20 protein-coding genes and 1 tRNA gene are annotated in these 21,439 nt (G+C 63.9%); 11 read left to right on the top strand and 10 right to left on the bottom strand.

Translation table 11 applies throughout. The annotated features are described in order from the left end of the window. Positions 1-233: 233 nt before the first annotated feature. The 5 genes from A3AI_RS0107015 to A3AI_RS0107035 form a co-directional block, all read right to left on the bottom strand. The gene (locus A3AI_RS0107015) at positions 234-3,425 is read right to left on the bottom strand and encodes an efflux RND transporter permease subunit (protein WP_024514899.1); all 3,192 of its coding nucleotides are present in this window, start codon (positions 3,423-3,425) and stop codon (positions 234-236) included. After that, a complete protein-coding gene (locus A3AI_RS0107020) occupies positions 3,422-4,864 on the bottom strand; it encodes an efflux RND transporter periplasmic adaptor subunit (protein WP_024514900.1) in 1,443 nt (480 codons plus the stop codon). The genes A3AI_RS0107015 and A3AI_RS0107020 overlap by 4 nt, the downstream gene beginning before the upstream one ends. Further along, positions 4,861-5,268, bottom strand: a complete 408-nt coding sequence (locus tag A3AI_RS0107025; protein ID WP_024514901.1) for a FixH family protein — start codon at positions 5,266-5,268, stop codon at positions 4,861-4,863. Before A3AI_RS0107025 ends, A3AI_RS0107020 begins: the two co-directional genes overlap by 4 nt. Positions 5,269-5,365: 97 nt before the next feature. Next, on the bottom strand, positions 5,366-5,719 hold the full coding sequence (locus tag A3AI_RS0107030) for a hypothetical protein (protein ID WP_024514902.1): 354 nt from the start codon (positions 5,717-5,719) through the stop codon (positions 5,366-5,368). A gap of 234 nt (positions 5,720-5,953) precedes the next feature. Continuing rightward, positions 5,954-6,040, bottom strand: a tRNA-Leu gene (locus A3AI_RS0107035). Between the two features lie 200 nt (positions 6,041-6,240). Between A3AI_RS0107035 and A3AI_RS0107040 the strand changes: the two genes are divergently transcribed. After that, positions 6,241-7,209: a complex I NDUFA9 subunit family protein gene (locus A3AI_RS0107040; RefSeq protein ID WP_024514903.1), complete on the top strand. Its 969-nt coding sequence runs from the start codon at positions 6,241-6,243 to the stop codon at positions 7,207-7,209. Between the two features lie 47 nt (positions 7,210-7,256). On the opposite strand, the gene A3AI_RS0107045 is transcribed toward A3AI_RS0107040, so the two are convergent. Then, positions 7,257-8,072 (bottom strand): undecaprenyl-diphosphate phosphatase, encoded by an 816-nt coding sequence (locus A3AI_RS0107045; protein ID WP_024514904.1) that lies wholly within the window; start codon positions 8,070-8,072, stop codon positions 7,257-7,259. A gap of 174 nt (positions 8,073-8,246) precedes the next feature. Here A3AI_RS0107045 and A3AI_RS0107050 point away from each other — a divergent pair, with 174 nt between their 5' ends. The 3 genes from A3AI_RS0107050 to A3AI_RS0107060 are packed head-to-tail and all read left to right on the top strand — an operon-like array spanning position 8,247 to position 10,903. Beyond that, positions 8,247-8,939, top strand: coding sequence for a glutathione S-transferase family protein (locus A3AI_RS0107050; RefSeq protein WP_024514905.1), 693 nt, complete (start codon positions 8,247-8,249; stop codon positions 8,937-8,939). Then, positions 8,888-10,081, top strand: a complete 1,194-nt coding sequence (gene queG, locus A3AI_RS0107055) for a tRNA epoxyqueuosine(34) reductase QueG (protein ID WP_024514906.1) — start codon at positions 8,888-8,890, stop codon at positions 10,079-10,081. The genes A3AI_RS0107050 and queG overlap by 52 nt, the downstream gene beginning before the upstream one ends. Positions 10,082-10,114: 33 nt before the next feature. Beyond that, positions 10,115-10,903, top strand: a complete 789-nt coding sequence (locus tag A3AI_RS0107060) for an acyl-CoA thioesterase domain-containing protein (RefSeq protein WP_024514907.1) — start codon at positions 10,115-10,117, stop codon at positions 10,901-10,903. A gap of 6 nt (positions 10,904-10,909) precedes the next feature. Here the strand turns inward: A3AI_RS0107060 and A3AI_RS0107065 are convergent, their stop codons facing one another. Next, the gene (locus tag A3AI_RS0107065) at positions 10,910-11,380 is read right to left on the bottom strand and encodes a nuclear transport factor 2 family protein (RefSeq protein ID WP_024514908.1); all 471 of its coding nucleotides are present in this window, start codon (positions 11,378-11,380) and stop codon (positions 10,910-10,912) included. A 19-nt stretch (positions 11,381-11,399) separates the two neighbouring features. Beyond that, positions 11,400-12,233, bottom strand: coding sequence for an alpha/beta hydrolase (locus tag A3AI_RS0107070; protein WP_024514909.1), 834 nt, complete (start codon positions 12,231-12,233; stop codon positions 11,400-11,402). 235 nt (positions 12,234-12,468) lie between these two features. Here A3AI_RS0107070 and infC point away from each other — a divergent pair, with 235 nt between their 5' ends. Next, the gene (gene infC / locus A3AI_RS0107075) at positions 12,469-13,008 is read left to right on the top strand and encodes a translation initiation factor IF-3 (protein WP_024514910.1); all 540 of its coding nucleotides are present in this window, start codon (positions 12,469-12,471) and stop codon (positions 13,006-13,008) included. Between the two features lie 76 nt (positions 13,009-13,084). Here infC and A3AI_RS0107080 read toward each other — a convergent pair whose 3' ends face one another. Next, positions 13,085-13,480: a hypothetical protein gene (locus A3AI_RS0107080; RefSeq protein WP_051382324.1), complete on the bottom strand. Its 396-nt coding sequence runs from the start codon at positions 13,478-13,480 to the stop codon at positions 13,085-13,087. A 289-nt stretch (positions 13,481-13,769) separates the two neighbouring features. On the opposite strand from A3AI_RS0107080, the gene rpmI reads away from it, so the two are divergent. From rpmI to A3AI_RS0107105, 5 genes are all read left to right on the top strand, one after another. After that, positions 13,770-13,970 (top strand): 50S ribosomal protein L35, encoded by a 201-nt coding sequence (gene rpmI / locus A3AI_RS0107085; protein ID WP_024514912.1) that lies wholly within the window; start codon positions 13,770-13,772, stop codon positions 13,968-13,970. Between the two features lie 82 nt (positions 13,971-14,052). Beyond that, positions 14,053-14,412, top strand: coding sequence for a 50S ribosomal protein L20 (gene rplT, locus A3AI_RS0107090; protein ID WP_024514913.1), 360 nt, complete (start codon positions 14,053-14,055; stop codon positions 14,410-14,412). Positions 14,413-14,563: 151 nt separating this feature from the next. Further along, positions 14,564-15,646: a phenylalanine--tRNA ligase subunit alpha gene (gene pheS, locus A3AI_RS0107095; protein WP_024514914.1), complete on the top strand. Its 1,083-nt coding sequence runs from the start codon at positions 14,564-14,566 to the stop codon at positions 15,644-15,646. Continuing rightward, on the top strand, positions 15,643-18,051 hold the full coding sequence (gene pheT, locus A3AI_RS0107100; RefSeq protein WP_024514915.1) for a phenylalanine--tRNA ligase subunit beta: 2,409 nt from the start codon (positions 15,643-15,645) through the stop codon (positions 18,049-18,051). The genes pheS and pheT overlap by 4 nt, the downstream gene beginning before the upstream one ends. Further along, positions 18,048-18,824, top strand: a complete 777-nt coding sequence (locus tag A3AI_RS0107105; protein ID WP_024514916.1) for a sulfite exporter TauE/SafE family protein — start codon at positions 18,048-18,050, stop codon at positions 18,822-18,824. The genes pheT and A3AI_RS0107105 overlap by 4 nt, the downstream gene beginning before the upstream one ends. A 52-nt stretch (positions 18,825-18,876) precedes the next feature. On the opposite strand, the gene A3AI_RS0107110 is transcribed toward A3AI_RS0107105, so the two are convergent. Further along, positions 18,877-20,277, bottom strand: coding sequence for a flavin monoamine oxidase family protein (locus A3AI_RS0107110; protein WP_024514917.1), 1,401 nt, complete (start codon positions 20,275-20,277; stop codon positions 18,877-18,879). 197 nt (positions 20,278-20,474) lie between these two features. Here A3AI_RS0107110 and A3AI_RS0107120 point away from each other — a divergent pair, with 197 nt between their 5' ends. Continuing rightward, positions 20,475-21,437: a YiiX/YebB-like N1pC/P60 family cysteine hydrolase gene (locus A3AI_RS0107120; RefSeq protein ID WP_024514918.1), complete on the top strand. Its 963-nt coding sequence runs from the start codon at positions 20,475-20,477 to the stop codon at positions 21,435-21,437. Positions 21,438-21,439: the final 2 nt, after the last annotated feature.

Raw genomic sequence — 21,439 nt, forward strand, 5'->3', positions numbered from 1 at the left:
GCTCCAATGGACTCCTGACCGCGCGGGCATTTTGCGCCTGTTGACATCCGCAATTATCGTTATCGCCGCCTTTGCGGCTGTGATGATTCACTCTCCTTCCATTCAACAGCGGAACGCCAGTGCGGGCTTTGGCCGCGAATGGGATTGCACGCCTCAGCCAAAGGGCGACCCCACCTGCATCAAGAAGATAGGGCGGTGACGGCGGTTCGGGTGCAGGGCGTGCGTGCATCGCCTCATTGGTTCGACTCCAAGACAAGATCACGCTTATCCGCAAGGCGCGCTTCTTCGCGCTGACATGGGGCATTGCCGACGTCCGAGGGCAGGGCAAAGCCCTTCGCGAGCCCGAAGATCGCGGGGATGACGATCAGGGTCAGCAGCGTCGACGAGATCATGCCGCCGATCATGGGCACTGCGATGCGCTGCATGATCTCGGAGCCGGTGCCCGTGCTCCACATGATCGGCAACAGCCCGGCCATGATCGCGACGACCGTCATCATCTTGGGCCGCACGCGCTCGACTGCACCTTCCATGATGGCGTGGTGGAGGTCCTTGCGGGTGAGCGGTCGTCCCTCGATTGCCCGCTGCGCCGCCGCGCTCCGCAGCGCTTCGTTGAGATAGATCAGCATGACGACGCCTGTCTCCGCGGCGACGCCCGCGAGCGCGATGAAGCCGACGGCGACGGCGACCGAGAGATTGAAATTGAGCCACCACATCAGCCAGAGGCCGCCGACCAGCGCGAAAGGCAGCGACAGCATCACGATCATCGTCTCCAGGACCGAGCGGAAGTTGAGGTACAGGAGCAGGAAGATGATCAACAGCGTCGCCGGCACGACGATCTTCAGACGTGCCGCGGCACGCTCGAGATATTCGTACTGCCCGCTCCAGACGACGTAGTAGCCCGGCGGAAACTGGACGCTGGCCTGCACCGCGCGCTGCGCATCGGCGACGTAGCCGCCGAGATCGCGGTCACGGATGTCGACATAGATATAGGTGGCCAACTGTCCGTTCTCGGTGCGAATCGAGCTCGGCCCGCGCGCCGGTTCGACCTTGGCCACCTCGCCGAGCGGCACGGCGCCACCGGCGGGCATCGGCACCAGGATGTCGCTCGCGATGGTCTTCGGATTGTCGCGCAGGTCGCGCGGATAGCGCATGTTGACCGTGAAGCGCTGCCGGCCTTCCACGGTGGTGGTCACGGTCTGACCGCCGAGCGCGGTCGCAATCGTATCCTGCACGTCCTGAACCATGATGCCGTAGCGCGAAAGCGCCGCCCGGTCCGGCGTGATCTCCAGATAGTAGCCGCCGAGGCCGCGTTCGGCGTAGGCCGATGACGTGCCCGGGACTGCCTTCAGCACCTGCTCGATCTGTCTTGCGAGCCGGTCGATCTCGCCGAGGTCGGTGCCGATCACCTTGACGCCGACCGGCGTGCGGATGCCGGTCGAGAGCATGTCGATGCGCGCCTTGATCGGCATGGTCCAGGCATTGGACACGCCGGGGAATTGCAGCGCCTTGTCCATCTCGGCAACGAGGCTGTCGAGGGTGACGCCGGGCCGCCATTGTTCCCTCGGCTTCAGATTGACGATCGTCTCGAACATCTCGGCCGGCGCGGGATCGGTGGCCGTCTGGGCGCGGCCGGCCTTTCCGTAGACCGATGCCACCTCCGGAAACGAATGCAGGATCCGGTCCTGCATCTGCATCAGCTCGGCCGCCTTGGTGACGGAAATGCCGGGCACCGTGGTGGGCATATAGAGCAGCGTTCCTTCGTTGAGGTTCGGCATGAACTCGCTGCCGAGCTGGCGGGCCGGCCAGATCGAGACAGCTAGGGCGAGGGCGGCCAACAGGATCACGAATGTCTTGGCCTGCAGCACGCCCTTGATGACGGGCCGGTAGATCCAGATCAGGAAGCGATTGATGGGATTCCTCTGCTCTGGGATGATCCTGCCACGCACGAAGATCACCATCAGCGCCGGCACCAGCGTCACCGACAAGAGCGCTGCCGCGGCCATCGAGAACGTCTTGGTGTAGGCGAGGGGACTGAACAACCGTCCTTCCTGCGACTCCAGCGTGAAGATCGGCATGAAGGAGACGGTGATGATCAGCAGGCTGAAGAACAGCGCCGGCCCCACTTCGGACGCCGCCTCGGTCAGGATCGCGAGCCTGGATTGACCGGGCTCAGCTCTTTCGAGATGCTTGTGAGCATTCTCGATCATGACGATCGCAGCATCGACCATTGCGCCGATTGCGATCGCGATCCCGCCCAGGCTCATGATGTTGGAGCCGATGCCGAGCAGCTTCATCGCGCCAAAAGCCATGAGGACACCGACCGGCAGCATCACGATCGCCACCAGCGCACTGCGGACGTGCAACAGGAACACGATGCAGACGAGTGCGACGATCAGGCTTTCCTCGACCAGCGTGTGCCTCAGCGTATCGATCGCCGCATAGATCAGGTTCGACCGGTCGTAGACCGGCACGATCTGGACCGATTTGGGCAGGCTGGTCGCGATCTCCTTGAAGCGCCTCTTGACGTTCTCGATGACGTCAAGCGCATTCATGCCGAAGCGCTGCAGCACGATGCCGCTTGTGACCTCGCCATCGCCGTTGAGCTCGGTGATGCCGCGCCGTTCGTCCGGCCCGAGCTCGACACGTGCGACGTCGCGCAGCAGCACCGGCGTGCCGCCGTCGTTCTTGAGCACGATATTGCCGAGATCGTTGATGCTCTTCAGATAGCCCTTGCCGCGAATGACATATTCGAACTCCGACAGCTCGACCGTACGGCCGCCGACATCGGCGTTGCTGGACCGGATCGCGTCCCGCATCCGCTGCATGGTGATGCCGAGATCGCGCATCCGCTGCGGGTCCAGAATCACGTTGTATTGCTTGACGAAGCCGCCGGCGCTGGCGACCTCGGCCACGCCCTCGGCCTTTGCCAGCGCGAATTTGAGATTCCAGTCCTGGATCGTGCGGGTGTCGGCGAGGTTCAGCTCCCTGGACACCACGGCATATTGGTAGACCCAACCCACACCCGTCGCATCGGGGCCGATGGTCGGCGACACGCCGGCAGGCAGGCGCGACGTGGCGGAGTTGAGGAATTCGAGGACCCGCGAGCGGGCCCAGTAGATGTCGGTACCGTCCTCGAAGATGATGTAGACGAACGACACGCCGAAAAACGAGAAGCCGCGAACGACCTTGGATTTCGGCACCGTCAGCATGGCAGTTGTGAGCGGATAGGTGACCTGGTCCTCCACGACCTGCGGCGCCTGGCCCGAATATTCCGTGTAGACAATCACCTGCGTGTCGGAGAGATCGGGAATGGCGTCGAGCGGCAGATGGAGCAGGGCGTAGATTCCGGCAGCGGCGGCGAAGCCGGTGCCGAACAGCACCAGCAGAAGGTTGCGTGCCGACCAGCCGATGAGACGGGCGATCATCGGCGCCCTCCTGTGCCGGCCGCTGACGCCGGCTGTTGCGTGCTTGCGGCGTCGGCAAAACCCTGCAACGCCGCTTTCAGATTGCTCTCCGCATCGATCAGGAAATTGGCCGAGGTTACGACCGCGTCGCCTTCCGCAAGACCATCGGTAACCTCGACATAGCCACCGCCGCGGTGGCCGAGCTTGACCTCGCGCGGCTCGAAGCGACCGTCGCCCTTGTCGATCAAAACCGCCTGCCGGCTGCCGCTGTCCAGCACGGCACTTTCCGGCACGGCCAGCACCGGCTCTCCGGTGCCGGTTTCAATCTCGGCATCGAGGTACATTTCCGGCCGCAAAGCTTCATCCGGGTTGGGCACCTCGATACGGATACGCGCGGTACGGGTCTGGGCGTTGAGATGCGGATAGATCAGCGTCACGGCGCCGCTGAACGATTGGCCGGCGAGGGCGCGCGGCCGGACCGTTACCTGCGCGCCGACCGCGACTTGCGCCAGGTCGCGCTCGGCGACATCGATGACAACCCAGACCAGGCTGTGATCGGCGATCCGAAACAAGACGTCGCCGGGGCCTGCGCGCATGCCATTGACAGCGTTACGCTGCAGGATTTCCCCGTCCTGTGGCGCAAGCCAAGGAATCGACAGCGAGATTTCGCGCGTGCGTTCGAGCTCCTTGATAGCCGGCTCCGGCATCGCCAGGTTCTCCAGCCTCCGGCGCGCGCCCTTCAATTCCCGTCCCGCAGCGCGAGTGTCGATGGCCGAGAGATATTCAGCGGCCGCGCTGGAGAGCGCGGGGCTATACACGTTCATGAGCACCTGGCCCTTGTGAACGTGATCGCCGGTCGTGACGTCGGCCACGCTTTCGACGAAGCCTTCGAAGCGCAGCGCGACGACCGAGACGCGCCGCTCGTCCTCCTGAACGGTTCCCGGCGCGCGGATGATTGATCTGATCGGCCGACGCGTCACCGGCTCGGATTTGGCGCCGGTGCGCTGGATCTTGCCGGGCGAAAGCCTGACCGATCCATCGTCGCTCGCCTCGTCCTCATAGACCGGGATGTAATCCATCCCCATCGAGTCCTTCTTCGGCACCCGCGAGGTATCCGGCAGCCCCATCGGATTGCGGTAGTATTTGATTTTGCGGCTTGGCTCGGATGCATCCACCTGGATGCCCGGCGCCGGCGCGTCGGGCTCGTCGAAACTGACGTCGGCGCCCACCGCGACAGGCTTGTACTCGCGTCCGTCCGGCGTCTTCGCCGGGACCGGCGAATAGAACGGCTTGCCGTCAGGGTCCTGGTAGTAGATAGGCGGGCCGCTCTCGGCGGCTCTGGCTGAGGAGACCACCGGTCCGGCCATTGGCTTGCCCCGCAGAAAAGCGTCCACGAGCACGCCGGCGCCAGCCGCTGCGGCGATCGCAGCGGCTGCGCCGATGGCGGCGACGCGGTTCATTTTCGTGCCGTGACGACGAGCTTGCTTTCGACCGTGCCGGTCTCGCCCTGCACCTTGGCGCCAAGCGACAATTGCCAGCGGCCGGCCATGCTGAAATTGGCCTTGAAGCTGTACGTCCCCGGCTCCGCGCCCGACATCGGCGTCACCTTCGTGACCATCTCCTGCATGCCTTCCGGGGCCATGTCCAGACGAGTCGCGAAGATCACTGCGTCAGGCACCGGCTTGCCGGTCTTCTTGTTCATAAGCCGGACGCTTACGATCTTGTCGGCGCCGGCCTGGATGGTCGGCTGCACCAATTCGAACTCATAGTCCTTGATATCGGCCAGCGCGAGCTTCGGTGCGCCGATGACGGACAGGCTGATCAGCGCCGCAGCAACGGCGCGCGCGATGGTGAAGGTCTTCATTTATCTTTAATCCTCGAACGTGTCTGATGAGCCGCTTAAGGCGGCAAGCAAGCGCACGCGCATGGCGCATGCGAACGCGGTCGGCGTCGCCGACGAATCAGACGCTTGTTCGAGGTGGTTGGTCGGGAGGCGGCCGGGCAAGACCGGCCAGCACCGGCTCATCAACCGGGCGCAGGGCCCGCGCTTCGGCCTCGCGAATGGGAAGGCCATCGGAAGGTCTGTTCAGCAGCAGCTTTACCATGCAGACTGCAAACAACGGACAATCCTGGCAATCAGCCGGCTTCTGCTTGTGGGGACAGCACGGCATGTCGCCGGCCACGTCCGCCATCTGCATCATGCCGTCGTCCGACATGTGATTTGCCACCGCAAGCGGCGATGACAGCGGCGCGATCACCAATCCCAGAGAGATCAGCGCGGCAAACAGGAGCTGCAGGAAGCTTGCGGCTTTCATGGCGGTGAACCTTCCCACAGGACAGGGTTCGGGGGAACCCCCAAATTTTCACTTCTTTGCCAAGACGAATGGACAACAAAATCAGGATTTTGAAACGGCGACGGATCGGTTTCGCAGAACGGGCGCTCACCGTGATCTCGCGGACCATGCGGCGCGGATTGCCTGCGCGACGACGAAGCCAGCAACGGCTCGAGGGCCCCTTCAAGGGCAAACCGGGGCATTGGGCAAAGAGAATGGTGCCCAGGAAAGGACTCGAACCTTCACGGCTGTTACACCACTGGCACCTGAAGCCAGCGCGTCTACCAATTCCGCCACCTGGGCCCGGCGCGGTTACTAAGGGGCCGTCGCGCGCTTGTCAAATTGCCGATGTGAGCATGATCCCGGAAAAGTGGAGGCCGGTATGCCCGATCAAAACCTAAAACGCACCGCGCTTTAGGCTGTACAGAAAAGCCGGGATGGCTTATCGCGAATCCGCTAAATAGCCGCCATACCCTCGAATTTGCCTCTCAGGACATAAAGCCATGCCCTCGAATCTGGACACTCTGGTTACGGTTTTCGGCGGATCGGGTTTTGTGGGGCGAAGCGTGGTCCGGGCGCTGGCCAAGCGCGAGTACCGCATCCGGGTCGCGGTGCGGCGGCCGGAACTGGCCGGCTACCTGCAGCCGCTCGGCCGGGTCGGGCAGATTCACACTGTGCAGGCCAATGTGCGCCACCAGGGTTCGGTCGAGGCAGCGGCGCGCGACGCCCATGTGGTGGTGAACCTGGTCGGCATCCTCGCTCAAAGCGGCGCGCAGACCTTTGAAGCGGTCCAGGCGGCCGGCGCCGGCACCATCGCCAAGGCCGCGGCCGGCGCAGCCGCCCAGGTGGTGCACGTGTCGGCCATCGGGGCCGACGAGAATTCGCCTTCGGCTTACGCCCGCACCAAGGCGGAAGGCGAGAAGGCCGTGTTGGCGGCGGTGCCCACGGCCACCATCATGCGGCCCTCTGTGGTGTTCGGGCCTGAGGACCAGTTCACCAACCGCTTTGGCGCGCTGGCGCGGATTTCGCCCTTCCTGCCGCTGATCGGCGGCGGGGTGACGAAGATGCAGCCGGTCTATGTCGGCGATGTCGCAAGCGCGGTCGCGGATGCCGTCGACGGCAAGGCGAAGGCCGGTGCCACTTACGAGCTCGGCGGGCCCGAAATCCTCTCCATGCGCGAGATCATGGAGACCATCCTTGATATCACCGACCGCGAGCGCATGTTGGTCTCGCTGCCGTTCGGAATTGCCAGGTTCCAGTCCCACGTCCTGCAATTCGCGCCCGGCGCGCTGAAGCTGACGCCGGACCAGGTCGAGCTGCTGCGCAGCGACAATGTGGTGTCGCAGGCGGCGAAGGATGCCGGGCTGACGCTGGAAGGTCTCGGCATCACGCCGGATTCACTCGAAGGCGTCGCCCCGCAATATCTCTGGCGCTTCCGCCCCGCCGGGCAGTTCCAGCGCAAGAACGCATAAGGGTTCGTGGTCGTCCCGGCGAAGGCGGGAACGACAACGGTTTTGCCTCACCGCCCAAGCGCCAGCGCGACAAGCCCGAGCGTGCCGACGATGACGCGCCACCACGCGAACAGCGCGAAGCCGTGGCGCGTGACATATTCCAGGAACGTCTTCACCACGATGATGGCGACCACGAAGGAGACGACAAAACCGATCGCGATGATACCCAGGTGATCGGTCGTCATGTCGGCGCGGTTCTTGTAGAAATCATAAGCGAAGGCGCCGATCATGGTCGGGATCGCGAGGAAGAACGAGAACTCGGCGGCGGCGCGCTTGTCAGCCCCCAGCAGCATGGCCGACACGATGGTCGCGCCGGAACGCGACACGCCCGGAATCATGGCGAGGCACTGCGCGATGCCGATCCACAGATACATCGGCAGAGGGAACCTGGTCGCGTCGTGCTCACGCGGCTTGTGATCGAGCTGGTCGACCCACATCAGGATGGCGCCGCCGACGATCAGCGAGAAGCAGACGACCCAGGGATTGAACAGATACTCCTTGATCAGCCTGCCCGCGGCAAGGCCCACTACCACGGCCGGCAGGAATGCGATCAGGACGCCGAGGATGAAGCGACGGTCCCCGCGGTCCTCCGCATTGGTCAAGGCTCCCACCGCGATCTTCCAAAATTTGACGAAATAGAGTGCAACGATGGCAAGGATCGCGCCGAGCTGGATCAGGATGTCGAAGCTCTTCCAGAAATCATCCTCGCCGAGATTGAAGAAGCGACCCGCCAGCAACAGATGGCCGGTCGAGGAGACAGGCAGGAACTCGGTGACACCCTCGACGACGCCAAGAATCACCGCGCGCAGCATATCCGAGATCATGCTTCTCACCCGTTGTGGAGAATTTCGGCCGGATCGGCGGGCCCTTCTCGCTCATTCGTCCCGATGCCGCAATCGCAAAAATCGCGAAAACTTCGGTTGCCACGTGCGTTTGCTTGGGTAGTTTGGCCGCTCCTAAGGAATTGTTTAAGCACCATCTGCATATTCAAAGGTTGCATGTTCACCCTATTCCATCACCCCTTCTGCCCGCATTCGCGCTTTGTCCGCCTCGTGCTCGGCGAATATGGCTGCGATCTCAAGCTGGTGGAGGAGCGGGTCTGGGAACGGCGCGAGGGCTTTCTGGCCATGAACCCCGCGGCCAGCACGCCGGTCCTGTTCTCCGATGGGCAGCCGGCGATTCCCGGCGCGGCGATCATCGCCGAATATATCGACGAGACTCTCGGCGCCGAGATGGGCGACCGCAGGCTGTTGCCGACCACCATGGGCGAGCGCATCGAGGTGCGGCGGCTGATGGCCTGGTTCAACGAGAAATTCTTCGAAGAGGCATCGAATCCCCTGGTCATGGAGCGCATCTACAAGCGCTTCATGAGTGAGGAGGACGGCGGCGGCCCACCGGCGTCTGACGTGATGCGCGCGGCACGGGCCAATCTGCGCTATCATCTCGCCTATATCGGCTGGCTGGCGCAGCGGCGGAACTATCTGGCGGGTGAGCGGCTGACCTATGCCGATCTTGCCGCGGCGGCCCACTTGTCGGCGATGGATTATCTCGGCGACGTGCCATGGATCGAGAACGACGCAGCAAAAGCCTGGTACGCGCGGATCAAGTCGCGTCCGTCGTTCCGCCCGCTGCTCAGCGAATGGCTGGCGGGCGTGCCGGCGTCGCGGACCTATGTGGATCTGGATTTCTGAGCGAGCCTGCGGCAAAGCCGATCACTGAGCTGAGGTCCGCACTTGCGGATGAGGCCCGCAAGCTCGGCTTCGACTGCATCGGAATCACCGCACCTGATGCAATCGGTGATGCGGCGCGGCATTTTTACGAATTCCTGGAAGTCGGCGCTCATGGCGACATGGATTGGCTTGCGGCCAATCCGGAACGACGTGCCGATCCGCGCGGACTGTGGCGCGACGTGCGCTCCGTTATCATGCTCGGCGTCAATTACGGGCCGGACGAGAACCCGCTCGCCGTGCTGGAACAACGCTCGCACGCTGCGATCTCGGTCTATGCCAAAGGCGACGACTATCACGACGTGATCAAGAAGCGACTGAAGACGTTCGCGCGCTGGCTGGTCGCGGCAGTTCCGTCCGAGGTGAAGGTGTTCGTCGACACCGCCGCCGTGATGGAGAAGCCGCTGGCGCAAGCCGCGGGCCTTGGCTGGCAGGGCAAGCACACCAATCTTGTGTCGCGCGGCTTCGGCTCATGGCTGTTCCTCGGCGCGATCTTCACCACGCTGGAGTTTGAGTGCGACCCAGCCGAGATCGATTATTGCGGCTCCTGCAACGCGTGCCAGGATATCTGCCCGACCGCAGCATTCCCAGCGCCCTACAAGCTCGATGCGCGGCGCTGCATCTCCTATCTGACCATCGAGAGCAAGGGTGCGATCCCGCGCGAATTTCGCAAGGCCATCGGCAATCGCATCTATGGCTGCGACGATTGCCTTGCGGTTTGTCCGTGGAACAAATTCGCGCGGGAGGGGCGTGAGACGAAACTTGCCGCACGCGACGCATTGCGCGCGCCGAACCTTGCAACGCTGGCGCGGCTCGACGATGCGGCGTTTCGCACGCTGTTTACCAAATCTCCCATCAAGCGCATCGGCCGCGAGCGCTTCATTCGCAATGTGCTGATCGCGATCGGCAATTCGGACGACGCCGCGCTGGCGGGCGAGGCGAAGCACCTGCTCGGCGATGCAAGCCCGCTGGTGCGGGGCGCTGCGGTGTGGGCGCTGTCGCAATTGCTCGACGCACGCACGCTCGCGGCACTGGCCGCGGTGCGCGCCACCGAGACGGATGATGATGTGCTGACGGAATGGAGATACGCGCTTGGCCACGCTTGATTCGGGCGCGTAAAACCCGCCATTGTCGCGTGCATGACAAACCAGCCCTTTTTCCGCCGCGATGGCGACAACTTTCTTCCCAATCCAATTTCCAACGGCCCATGGGACCCGAACTCGCTGCACGGCCGCGTCGTCATCGGACTGCTCGCCTTCGTGATCGAGCAGCGCCATGGCGGCGACAATTTCGTGCCGGCACGGCTGACAGTCGACATGTTCCGGCTGCCAAACATCACCACGCCCATCGAGGTGAAAACGCGCGCGGTGCGCGAAGGCTTGCGCATTCGCGTGATCGAGGCCGATTTCCTCTCCGGCAGTGTCGCCATGGCGCGTGCTTCATGCCAGCTGCTGCGCCGGACCGGGAATCCAGAAGGCAACATCTGGTCACCGCCGAACTGGGATGTGCCGAAACCTGCTGATATTCCAGTGCCGACAGACGCGCGGCTCGGCATGCACGGTAAATGGGCGACCCGGCCGATCGTCGGCCACATGGGCTCGCTCGGACCACGGCGGCTCTGGATGAGCGAGGTGCGTGAGCTGGTCGAGGACGCGCCGCTGACGCCATTCGTGCGGGTCGCGGTCGCTGCCGATTTCGCCAGCCCGCTGGCCAATGCCGGCGACCGGGGCCTGACCTTCATCAACAGCGACGTCACGCTCTATCTGCACCGCTTGCCGATTGCGGAATGGATCGGCTTCGAGGTGGTGAACCATCATTCAGCCGACGGCATCGCAATCGGCGAGTGCTGGCTGCATGACGAGCACGGCCCGATCGGGACCTCGACGGTGGCGGCGCTGGCGCAGCGCAAGCCGATGCCCAGGCTATAGGTCGAATCACTCCGCCAGATGGCGTCGCATTTCCGGCCGCGCCTTCAGCTCGGTGCCCTGTTTGGCAACGATCCTGACGATGCGTTCGGGCGTGAAGTTCATGTCGACAAAAGCCGGCGCAGCGTTGGCGACCTCGCGGTAGGAGGTGATCAGGCCGTCTTGCAAGGTCATGATGGCGACGCCCTCGAACATCACGCGCGCAGCCTTGGCCTCCGGCAGGGTGGAGCGATAGCTGAAGGTGTAGCGTGCATAGAGCGTGCGGCCATCGCTGATGGGGTCGTGCATGTCCCAGCGGAAATCGGTCGCCGTACGGTAGAACCAGTCGTCGATCATGTCAGCAATAGCGGCCCGGCCGGTGAAGGTTCCATAGAACACGTCGTGATAGACGCCGCCCTCGGCAAACAGCGCGGCAAATGCCTTGCCGTCGCGGCGCTCGACGGCGTCGCAGAAGGTGTAGAGCAGGGCAGGGATGTCCATCGTGTCTCTCCCCGTTACGTCAGCCGATCTCGGCGACGGCAGCGATGATGCGCGCAATATCCTGCGGGCGCGACAGCCGATGATCGCCGTCCTGGATCATGGTTAGCACGACATCCTCGGCCGGCAGCCGGTGGGTGAGCCGCATGGCGTGCTGCCAGGGCACATCGGGGTCCTGCGCGCCCTGCAGGATGCGGACCGGGCAGCCGACATCGATCGCCGCGCCAAGGATCAGGTGGTTGCGGCCCTCTTGAATCAGATTTTTCGTGATCGGATAGGGATCACCATAGTCCGACGGCCGGTCCCAGACGCCATTTTCCTCGATCTCGCGCCTGGCCTCCCGCGAAAAGCCCTTCCACATCAGCTCCTCGGTAAAATCGGGAGCCGGTGCGATCAGAACCAGGCCGGCCAGCGAAGCCTTGGTCTCAAGCGAAGCCTTGGTCTCCAGCGAAGTCTTGGTCTCCAGCGAAGTCTTGGTCTGGCGACGTTTGACCTCGCGCGCCAAAAGCAGCGCCATCCAGCCGCCCATCGAGGAACCGATCACGACCTGGGGACCAGTGCAGAATTGATCGAACACGGCGAGCGCCTCCTCAAGCCAGCGTCCGATGGTACCGTCAACGAACTCGCCGCCGGATTCGCCATGGCCGGAATAGTCGAACCGCACACAGCCGCGGCCATGCTCGGCCGCCCAGGCATCGAGCGCCAGCGCCTTGGTGCCCGTCATGTCCGATTTGAAGCCGCCGAGCCAGAACAGCCCGGGTCCGCCGCCGGGGCGGGCACGCACCGCGATGCGGCGACCTGACGCGTCTCCGACCTCGATGAAAACAGCTTGATCGGCTCCGGCGGGATTGGTCATGGAACGTTAGCTCGGCTCTCAAGTTGGCGTCGATGGCGCGCTTTACCTCAGCACAATAGGGCTCTAAGGGTTTCCATGCGCTTGCGAAATAGTCGTTCGCTCGCTATCTCATCTGGCCGTGGCCGAAAAGCCGCTCGCGTCCGGGTTTTTCGCACGAGCTTCGGCAAGTGCGCTTGCCCATTCAGCCTTATTACTTCAAAATATCGAAATCGTTCACAACCTTGGAGAAGGACCCATTCGCCGTCCCAATAGAGCCCCGCCCGCTGCCGCCAAAGACGGGCCGCGCATCAATGATGATATCCGCAATGCGCAGATCCAGCTGATCGATCAGACCGGCCTCAACCGCGGTACCGTTGAGACCATGGTCGCGATCAGAATGGCCCAGGAAGCGGGCATGGATCTGGTTGAGATTTCGCCGAACACCAGCCCTCCCGTCTGCAAGATTATGGACTACGGGAAGTTCAAATATTCGGCGCAGAAAAAGGCTGCGGAAGCCCGCAAGAAACAGAAGACGGTCGAGATCAAGGAGATCAAGCTCCGGCCGATGATCGACGATCACGACTATGACGTGAAGATGCGCGCCATGCAGCGCTTCTTTGAAGAAGGCGACAAGGTCAAGATCACCTTGCGCTATCGTGGTCGCGAGATGGCGCACCAGGAGATCGGCACCAAGCTCCTCGACAAGATCAAGGGCGACGTCGCAGAGATCGCCAAGGTCGAGCAGGACGCCAGGTTCGAGGGTCGTCAGGTCGTGATGGTGCTCGCGCCGCGCTGATCCGGCTTCGCCGCGGCCGAAAGCAAAAGTCCCCGCCACGCGGGGACTATGCTTTTTGGGGAACGTTAGGAGTCGCTTAGGTTCGCGTCGCCTGCCAGGTTCCACTGCAACGGTCCCCGGAAATGATTCCTCTCCAGGCCCCGCTACCGGTATTGCCGAACAGACGGCCGCCGCCGGACGCCTGGGACGCGCCGACGCTGACCCGGACCGCAACTGCGCCGGCCCGGTTGACCCGGCCCTCGACCCTGCCCCCGCCGGCGGACGACACCCGGCCGCCGACAACGGTGAAGGGGACGCGGTAGCCCGAGCTGCAATTGCCCCGCGTGGTAGCGAACACCACATCCCAGACGCCGTCATAGGCGCCTGGCCCCCGTGCGTCAGCCACGGCTGGTACAAACACCGCGACGAGAGCGGCGGTGGCCAATAGGCGGCGCGCCGCCTTTGAATGTAGAAAAACAGCCAGATTCGTCATGTTTAGGGATGGATTCGTCATCGTCCTGGTCCAGTTGGGCTTCGGAGGGGGAATACCAAAATAGTCTAGACGAGGCGGGTGACGGTTCATCGTTGCCATTTGCGCCGCGCTCTGCCATAAGGCCGCCTTCGATCGCCCGGCTGATTTACGGGCTGCCGTGGCGATCATTTGTGCGAGCGCGCTTCCCTTTCGGAAAACCCTCGCACTTCCAACGCTCTAACGAGCATTTTAGCCGTCCGACGCTCCCTCCGGGGCACGTTGGTGTTGCGGCCATCTTTAGGAGAGCCAAATGCCCAAGCTGAAGACCAAATCGGGCGCCAAAAAGCGCTTCAAGATCACTGCGACCGGTAAAGTGCTGCACGCCCAGCGCAGCAAGCGCCACGGCATGATCAAGCGGACCAACAAGCAGATCCGTCAGCTCCGCGGCACCCGCGTGCTGTTCAAGACGGATGGCGACAACATCCAGAAGTACTTCCTGCCCAACGGCTGATCGTACTTTTCGTCCGCAATCGAGCTAAGGCCCGCGTTCCACGCGGCTTCCACTTCATCCATTCGCATTGAGGATATTCGTCATGTCTCGCGTCAAACGCGGTGTGACCGCCCACGCCAAGCACAAGAAAGTCTACAAGGCCGCCAAGGGTTATTACGGCCGCCGGAAGAACACCATCCGCATCGCCAAGCAGGCGGTCGAGAAAGCCGGCCAGTATGCGTTCCGCGACCGCAAGCGCAAGAAGCGCACCTTCCGCGCGCTCTGGATCCAGCGCCTTAATGCAGCCGTCCGCCCCTTCGGCATGACCTACAGCCGATTTATCGACGGGCTCTCCAAGTCCGGCATCGTCGTCGACCGCAAGGTGCTGTCGGATCTGGCCATCCACGAGCCCGCTGCATTCGAGGCGATCGCCGAGAAGGCCAAGGCGGCCCTCGCCGCTTGATAAGGCCCGGCCAGCGCGACCGCGCCGGCCGCCTTCCGCTTCTAAAGAGCGAGTATGCCGGGCGGCTTGCGCCCGGCAAAAGGCCGCGACCGAAGGCGAGCCTTCCGTGGCGCGGCAAGAACCTGCCCGCCGTTGAAGGAAGAGATTGACCGTGTCCGACCTCGCCACCCTCGAACAGACTATCCTTGGACAGATCACCGCCGCCGGCGACGAGTCGACGCTCGAAGCCGTGCGCGTCGCAGCCCTTGGCAAGAAGGGCTCGATCTCGGCCCTGCTCTCGACCCTCGGCAAGATGTCGCCGGAGGAGCGCAAGACCCAGGGTGCGGCCATCAACCTCGCCAAGGACAAGGTGACGGAAGCGCTCAGCCAGCGCCGCGAGGTGCTGAAGTCAGTTGCCCTCGATGCGCGGCTCGCCAACGAGACCATCGACGTCACGCTACCGTTACGCGAGCCGCCGGTCGAAGCCGGCCGCATCCATCCGCTCAGCCAGGTGATGGACGAGCTGACCACGATCTTCGCCGATATGGGCTTCTCCATTGCCGAGGGCCCGGACATCGAGACCGACGACTACAATTTCACCAAGCTCAACTTCCCGATCGGCCACCCCGCGCGCGAGATGCACGACACCTTCTTCTTCAATCCGAAGGAGGACGGCTCGCGCCTTCTGCTGCGCACCCACACTTCGCCGGTGCAGGTGCGCACCATGCTGAGCCAGAAGCCGCCGATCCGTGTGATCTGCCCGGGCCGCACCTACCGCATCGATTCCGACGCCACCCACACCCCGCAATTCCACCAGGTTGAGGGGCTCGTGATCGACAAGGGGTCGCATCTCGGCCATCTCAAATGGATCCTGCACGAGTTCTGCAAGGCCTTCTTCGAGGTCGACCACATCAACATGCGTTTCCGTCCCTCGTTCTTCCCCTTCACCGAGCCGTCGCTCGAGGCCGATATCCAGTGCCGGCGCGACAAGGGCGAGATCCGCTTCGGCGAGGGCGAGGATTGGCTGGAGATTCTCGGCTGCGGCATGGTGCATCCGAATGTGCTGCGTGCCTGCGGCATCGATCCCGACGAGTATCAGGGCTTCGCCTGGGGCATGGGCATCGACCGTATCGCGATGCTGAAGTACGGCATGAGCGACCTGCGCCAGCTGTTCGACAGCGATGTTCGCTGGCTCAATCATTACGGCTTCAGGCCGCTTGAAGTGCCGACGCTGGCGGGAGGCCTAGGCTCGTGAAATTCACTCTCTCCTGGCTGAAGGACCATCTAGACACCGACGATTCGGTCGAAAAGCTCGCCGACAAGCTCACCATGGTCGGGCTCGAGGTCGAACACCTCGAGGACAAGGCCAAGCTGCTCGCGCCTTTCAGCATCGCACGGGTGATTTCCGCCGAGCAGCACCCGAATGCCGACCGCCTGCGGGTCTGCATGGTCGACACCGGCAATGGTGGAGCGCCGGTGCAGGTCGTCTGCGGCGCGCCGAATGCGCGCACGGGCCTCATCAGCGTGTTCTCGCCGCCCGGAACTTTCATCCCCGGCAAGAACATCACGCTTTCGATCGGCACCATCCGCGGCGTCGAAAGCCACGGCATGCTGTGCTCCGAGGCCGAGCTTGAGCTGTCGCAGAACCACGACGGCATCATGGAACTGCCGGCGGATGCGCCGGTCGGCAAGAGTTATGCGGAATGGGCAGGCCTTGGCGATCCCGTTTTCGAGATCAACCTGACGCCCAATCGTCCCGACTGCACCGGCGTGCATGGCATTGCGCGCGACCTCGCCGCTGCCGACATGGGCAAGTTCAGGGATCCCGCAATCAAGCCGGTCAAGGGCGAGTTTCCCTGCCCGGTGCAGGTGAAAGTCGAGGACGCCGAGCTCTGCCCGGGCTTTGCGCTGCGGCTGGTACGCGGCGTGAAAAACGGCCCTTCGCCAAAGTGGCTGCAGCAGCGGCTGACCGCGATCGGCCTGCGTCCGATCAACGCGCTGGTCGATATCACGAACTTCATGACCTATGACCGCGCGCGGCCGTTGCACGTGTTCGACGCCAAGAAGGTGAGGGGCAATCTCGTCGTGCGCCGCGGGCGCGAGGGTGAGACCCTGCTGGCGCTCGACGGCCGTACCTACACGCTCGATGCATCCATGTGCGTCATCGCGGACGAGCACGGTGTGGAATCGCTGGCCGGCATCATGGGCGGCGAGGCTTCCGGCTGCGACGGAAACACCACCGACGTGCTGATCGAATCGGCGCTGTGGAACACGATCAATATCGCGCAGACCGGACGCAAGCTCGGTATCAATTCGGATGCGCGCTACCGCTTCGAGCGTGGCGTCGATCCGGCGTTCATGGTGCCAGGGCTCGAGTTCGCGACAAAGATGGTGATGGAGTTGTGCGGCGGCACGCCATCGGAGAACGTCGTGGTCGGCAAGGCCTTTGCCGACGACCGCATCATCGATTTTCCTCTCTCCGAGGTGAAGCGCCTCGCCGGACTCGAAGTGCCGTTCCCGGAGGTGCGCAGCATTTTGACGCGTCTCGGTTTCACGCTGGCTGGCTCCGGCCCCGTCGTGAAGATCGCCATTCCGACCTGGCGCTCAGATGTCGAGGGCAAGGCCGACATCGTCGAGGAGATCGTGCGCATCGTCGGCGTCGACAAGGTGCCGGAGACACCGTTCGAGCGCGGTGACGCGCCACGTAAGCCGGTTCTGACGCCGATCCAGCTCCGCACCCGCCGCGCCAAGCGCGCTGCCGCCGCGCGCGGCATGGTGGAAGCGGTGACGTGGTCGTTCATCTCCAAGCCGGCAGCGGAATTGTTCGGCGGCGGCGAGCCCGAGCTTGCGCTCGCCAACCCGATCGCGGCTGACCTTTCCGACATGCGACCCTCGCTGCTGCCGGGCCTGATCGCGGCTGCCCAGGCAAATGCGGACCGCGGCTTCTCCGATGTCGCGCTGTTCGAGGTCGGCCAGGTGTTCCGCGGCGACCGCCCGGAAGACCAGTTCATCGCCGCCGCCGGCGTGCGCCATGGTTTTGCGACCTCGCAGGGCATCGGCCGGCATTGGTCGGGCTCGAAGACGGCGGATGCGTTCGATGCCAAGGCCGATGCGCTTGCCGTGCTCGCCGAAGCTGGCGCGCCGATGCAGGCGCTGCAGATCGTGCCCGGCGGCCCGGCGTGGCTGCATCCCGGACGCTCCGGTACGATCCAGATCGGCCCGCAGAACGTGCTCGGCTATTTCGGCGAGATGCATCCGCGTACGCTGGAAACGTTGCGCGCCGACGGCCCACTTGTCGCATTCGAGGTGATCCTCGACCGCATCCCGCAGGGCAAGCAGCGCCCGACGCGGGCCAAGCCCCCGCTCGAGCTGTCGCCATTCCAGCCGGTCTCGCGCGATTTCGCCTTCATCGTCGACCGCACCGTCAAGGCCGGCGATATCGTCCGTGCTGCGCTGGGCGGCGACAAAAAGCTCATCACCGACGTCGCAGTCTTCGACGTCTATGAAGGCAAGGGCATCGACGACGCCAAGAAATCGATCGCGATCGCGGTGACCATGCAGCCGCGCGAGAAGACCATGACCGACGAGGAGATCGAGGCGGTCGCCGCCAAGGTCGTCGCGGAGGTCGCCAAGAAGACCGGTGGCACGCTGCGGGGATGACCTTCTTCGGGCTGATCCCGCCTGACGTCGGCATTCGCGCAGCCATCGCGATCTGCGCCATCGCCTTCGTCTCGGGAACGGCGCGCGGCTTCTCCGGCTTCGGCTCGGCGCTGATCTTCATGCCGCTCGCAAGCAGCATGGCCGCGCCCCGGCTTGTCGCAGCGCTGCTCTTGATCATCGACTTCATCGCAGCGACGCCGCTGATCCCGAATGCCTGGAGACATGCCGACCGCAAGGCCACCGCGATCATCGTGACCGGCGCACTGGTCGGCGTGCCGGTCGGTACATATTTCCTGAGCCGGCTCGATCCGGTCACGACGCGCTGGATCATCTCCGCCTTTGTCGGCGCATTGCTCGTGCTCTTGCTGTCGGGCTGGCGCTATCGCGGCAGGGACCATGTCGTGCTGTCGGTCGGCATCGGTGGCCTCGCCGGCTTTTGCAGCGGGCTTGCGCAGACCGGCGGGCCGCCTATCGTCGGCTACTGGCTGGGCCGGCCGATCAAGCCGGATATAGCCCGCGCCAATATCGTGCTGTTCTTCGCGGCGTCCGATTTCTTCTCTCTGGTCAGCTATGTCGCGGCCGGCCTGATCAACGCTGATGCCGTGCGTTTTGCGCTTTTGGTTGGACCAATCTACGCCATTGGCCTCGGGGTTGGCGCCTCGCTGTTCGGCCGCGCCAGCGAGCGGGTTTTTCGCGCGATCTGCTACGCACTGATCGCGCTCGCCGTGATCGTCGGTCTACCCATCCTCGACGGCGTGCTGCGCCAGGGCTGAAGACGCGTTTTCTTCACGCGAAGAACCGGTCCTCACTTCGCTCGAAAACACTCTAACGCCGCGGCGCGCGGCGATTGGACCGCGCAGGCCGCGCCGGTGCCTCGACCGTATCATCCTTGAGTGCGCCGATCTTGCGCAACGCTGCATCCGCCGCGCGCTCGCCGCTGTCCCAGGCGCCGTCGACCGTTCCCCACATGGTCTCATGGGTTGCTTCGCCCGCGAGGAAGACATTGCCGATTGGCTCGGTCAGGACCCGGCGCGACAGTAGCGCGCCCGGCACCGCGGCCGACATCGCGCCGAGCACGTAAGGCGCGGCATTCCAGCGTGTGACGGCGGTCTTCTTCACCATAGCAGCGGTCTCGCTGCCGAACAATTTTGTCAGCCACTCCTTCGCAAAAGCAACCATCGCCGGCTCGCCCTGTGCGGATAGATCTCTGCCGAAGGAGCCGGCGACGTCGATCACGCAGAGCGAGGAGCCACCGACGTTCGCGAGCATCATCGCGGTTCGCGTCGAGCTGCTCTGCTCGATCAGCAGTTCATCTCGGGCGAGACCCGTCGGATTGCCTGGCAGCTGCAGCGCGATGTGGTCGTAGCTGCCGAGGCTCAGTTTGGTGGCGGCATCGAGCTGGCGCTTGGGAAAGTCGGGCGTGAATTTGATCGCATCGTTGGTAAGGACGTTACTCGACACCGTGACAATGGCGGCTCGTGCAGTGATCTTCCCCGACTGAGTCTCTACGGCAACGTCGCGATTGCTCCACATGACGCGGGTTGCGGGCGTCGACAACGACACCGGCAATGCCTCCCCGAGCTTCGCAATCAATGTGCCCACCCCCTGGCGGCAGGCGATCAAGGCCGAGCGATCCTGCGCGTGGGCCTTGTCCATCGCCGACAGATCCTTCAAGTCCTTGCCGAAGGCACTGGCGCCGAGCACGAACTCGGCCGTCGCGGCCCAATCGCCAAGGTCCTTCGGCAGCGCCGACGCGCAGGACACATCGAGCCTGCCGCGCGACACTTCATCGATCGCGCGGTTGGCACGTACCAGTGCGGCGAGGAACTCCTCGGTTTCGCCGGCGCGGGCAAAGCGGCGGCCGATGCGGATCTTCTGGCCCAAGGTGACCGGGGCCACATCGAGGCCGGCGGCACGCCCCAGCTTCAGCAACGGATTGCTATCGGGATTGTGCAGCCAGCGCGCGCCGCGATCGAATGGCACCTCGAACGAGCTCGCATCCGTCACACAGCGGCCGCCGATGCGGCTATCAGCCTCGATCACGATCACCTTGCGGCCGGCCGCCGCAACGCGCCGCGCTGCGGCAATGCCGGCAGCGCCCGCACCGATCACGACAATATCCGCCTCGCGTGGCAGCGGCGCCGCACCAAGGGCTCGCCCGGTCAGAGCGGGCATCGCTGCAAGGGCCGCGGATGCCGAAAGGAAGCCGCGGCGCGTGATTGTCATGGCATGGTTTCCGAAAGCTTTGCAAAAGCAGGCGTGGGGATATGAACTTGCCGCATCCGATGCGGCGCGGCAACCATCACGGCGAATCAATCATGATTGATCCGCCCTTCGCCATGAACGAAATTGAAACGGCTTCGGACCATGTTATCTGAGGTTAATAAGGGGGCCGGCAAGGTCCGCTTTGGGGGGAAATTAGCATGGGCGTCATGCTCGATACCATCGGCAAGCTGATCGCCAGTTACCTTCAGACTGAGCTGCCCGGCTACGAGCCGTTCACGCCCAGCGATCCGGACTATTTGCGCGGCGTGATTGCACCCGGCGACGTACTGCTGGTCGAAGGCAACAACCGCATCTCCGGCATCATCAAATACCTGACGCAGTCCACCTGGTCTCATGCGGCGCTCTATGTCGGCCCGGTCGACGGCGCGCGGGAGCCGGACGGCGAGCCGCACGTGCTGATCGAGGCCAATGTCGGCGAGGGCGTCACATCCGCGCCATTGTCCAAATATTTCACCTATCACACCCGAATTTGCCGGCCGGTCGGCCTGTCCTTCGAAGACCGCAACACGGTCTGCCGCTATGCCATCAACCGGATCGGCTTCGGCTACGACACCAAGAACATCCTCGATTTGATGCGCTACCTGTTTCCGCTGCCGGTGCCGCAGCGCTGGCGTCGGCGCTTGATCGCCTTCGGCTCCGGCGATCCGACCAAGATGATCTGCTCCGCGCTGATCGCACAGGCCTTCGAGGCAGTGCGCTACCCGATCCTGCCCAAGATTACCCGCGCAGGCTCGCGACAGGCGCGGCGCGAGATCCTGCACATCCGCGATTCCTCGCTCTACATGCCGCGCGACTTCGACATCTCGCCCTATTTCGAAGTCGTCAAACCCACCATCGTGCACGGCTTCGACTACACGGCCCTGCATTGGGCCGACAAGCAGAAGCCGCTCCCGGAGGTAGCGGGCGAACTCGGTGTGTTTCCGGAAACGCTCGGTTCGCCGCCGCTTATTCCTGAAGAGGCTGACGAGGAAGCGGCGCTTCCTGTTGAGGAAGTGAGTGCGCCCATAGCGGTCGAGCGCGTGACCGTGGAAGAGCATTTTCTGCGTGCCGAATATGTCGAGATGCGCCGTCCGGCCCGTCGCCGCGGGGTTGCGACGTAGGG

The organism is Bradyrhizobium sp. Tv2a-2 (assembly GCF_000472425.1).
Lineage (GTDB): Bacteria > Pseudomonadota > Alphaproteobacteria > Rhizobiales > Xanthobacteraceae > Bradyrhizobium.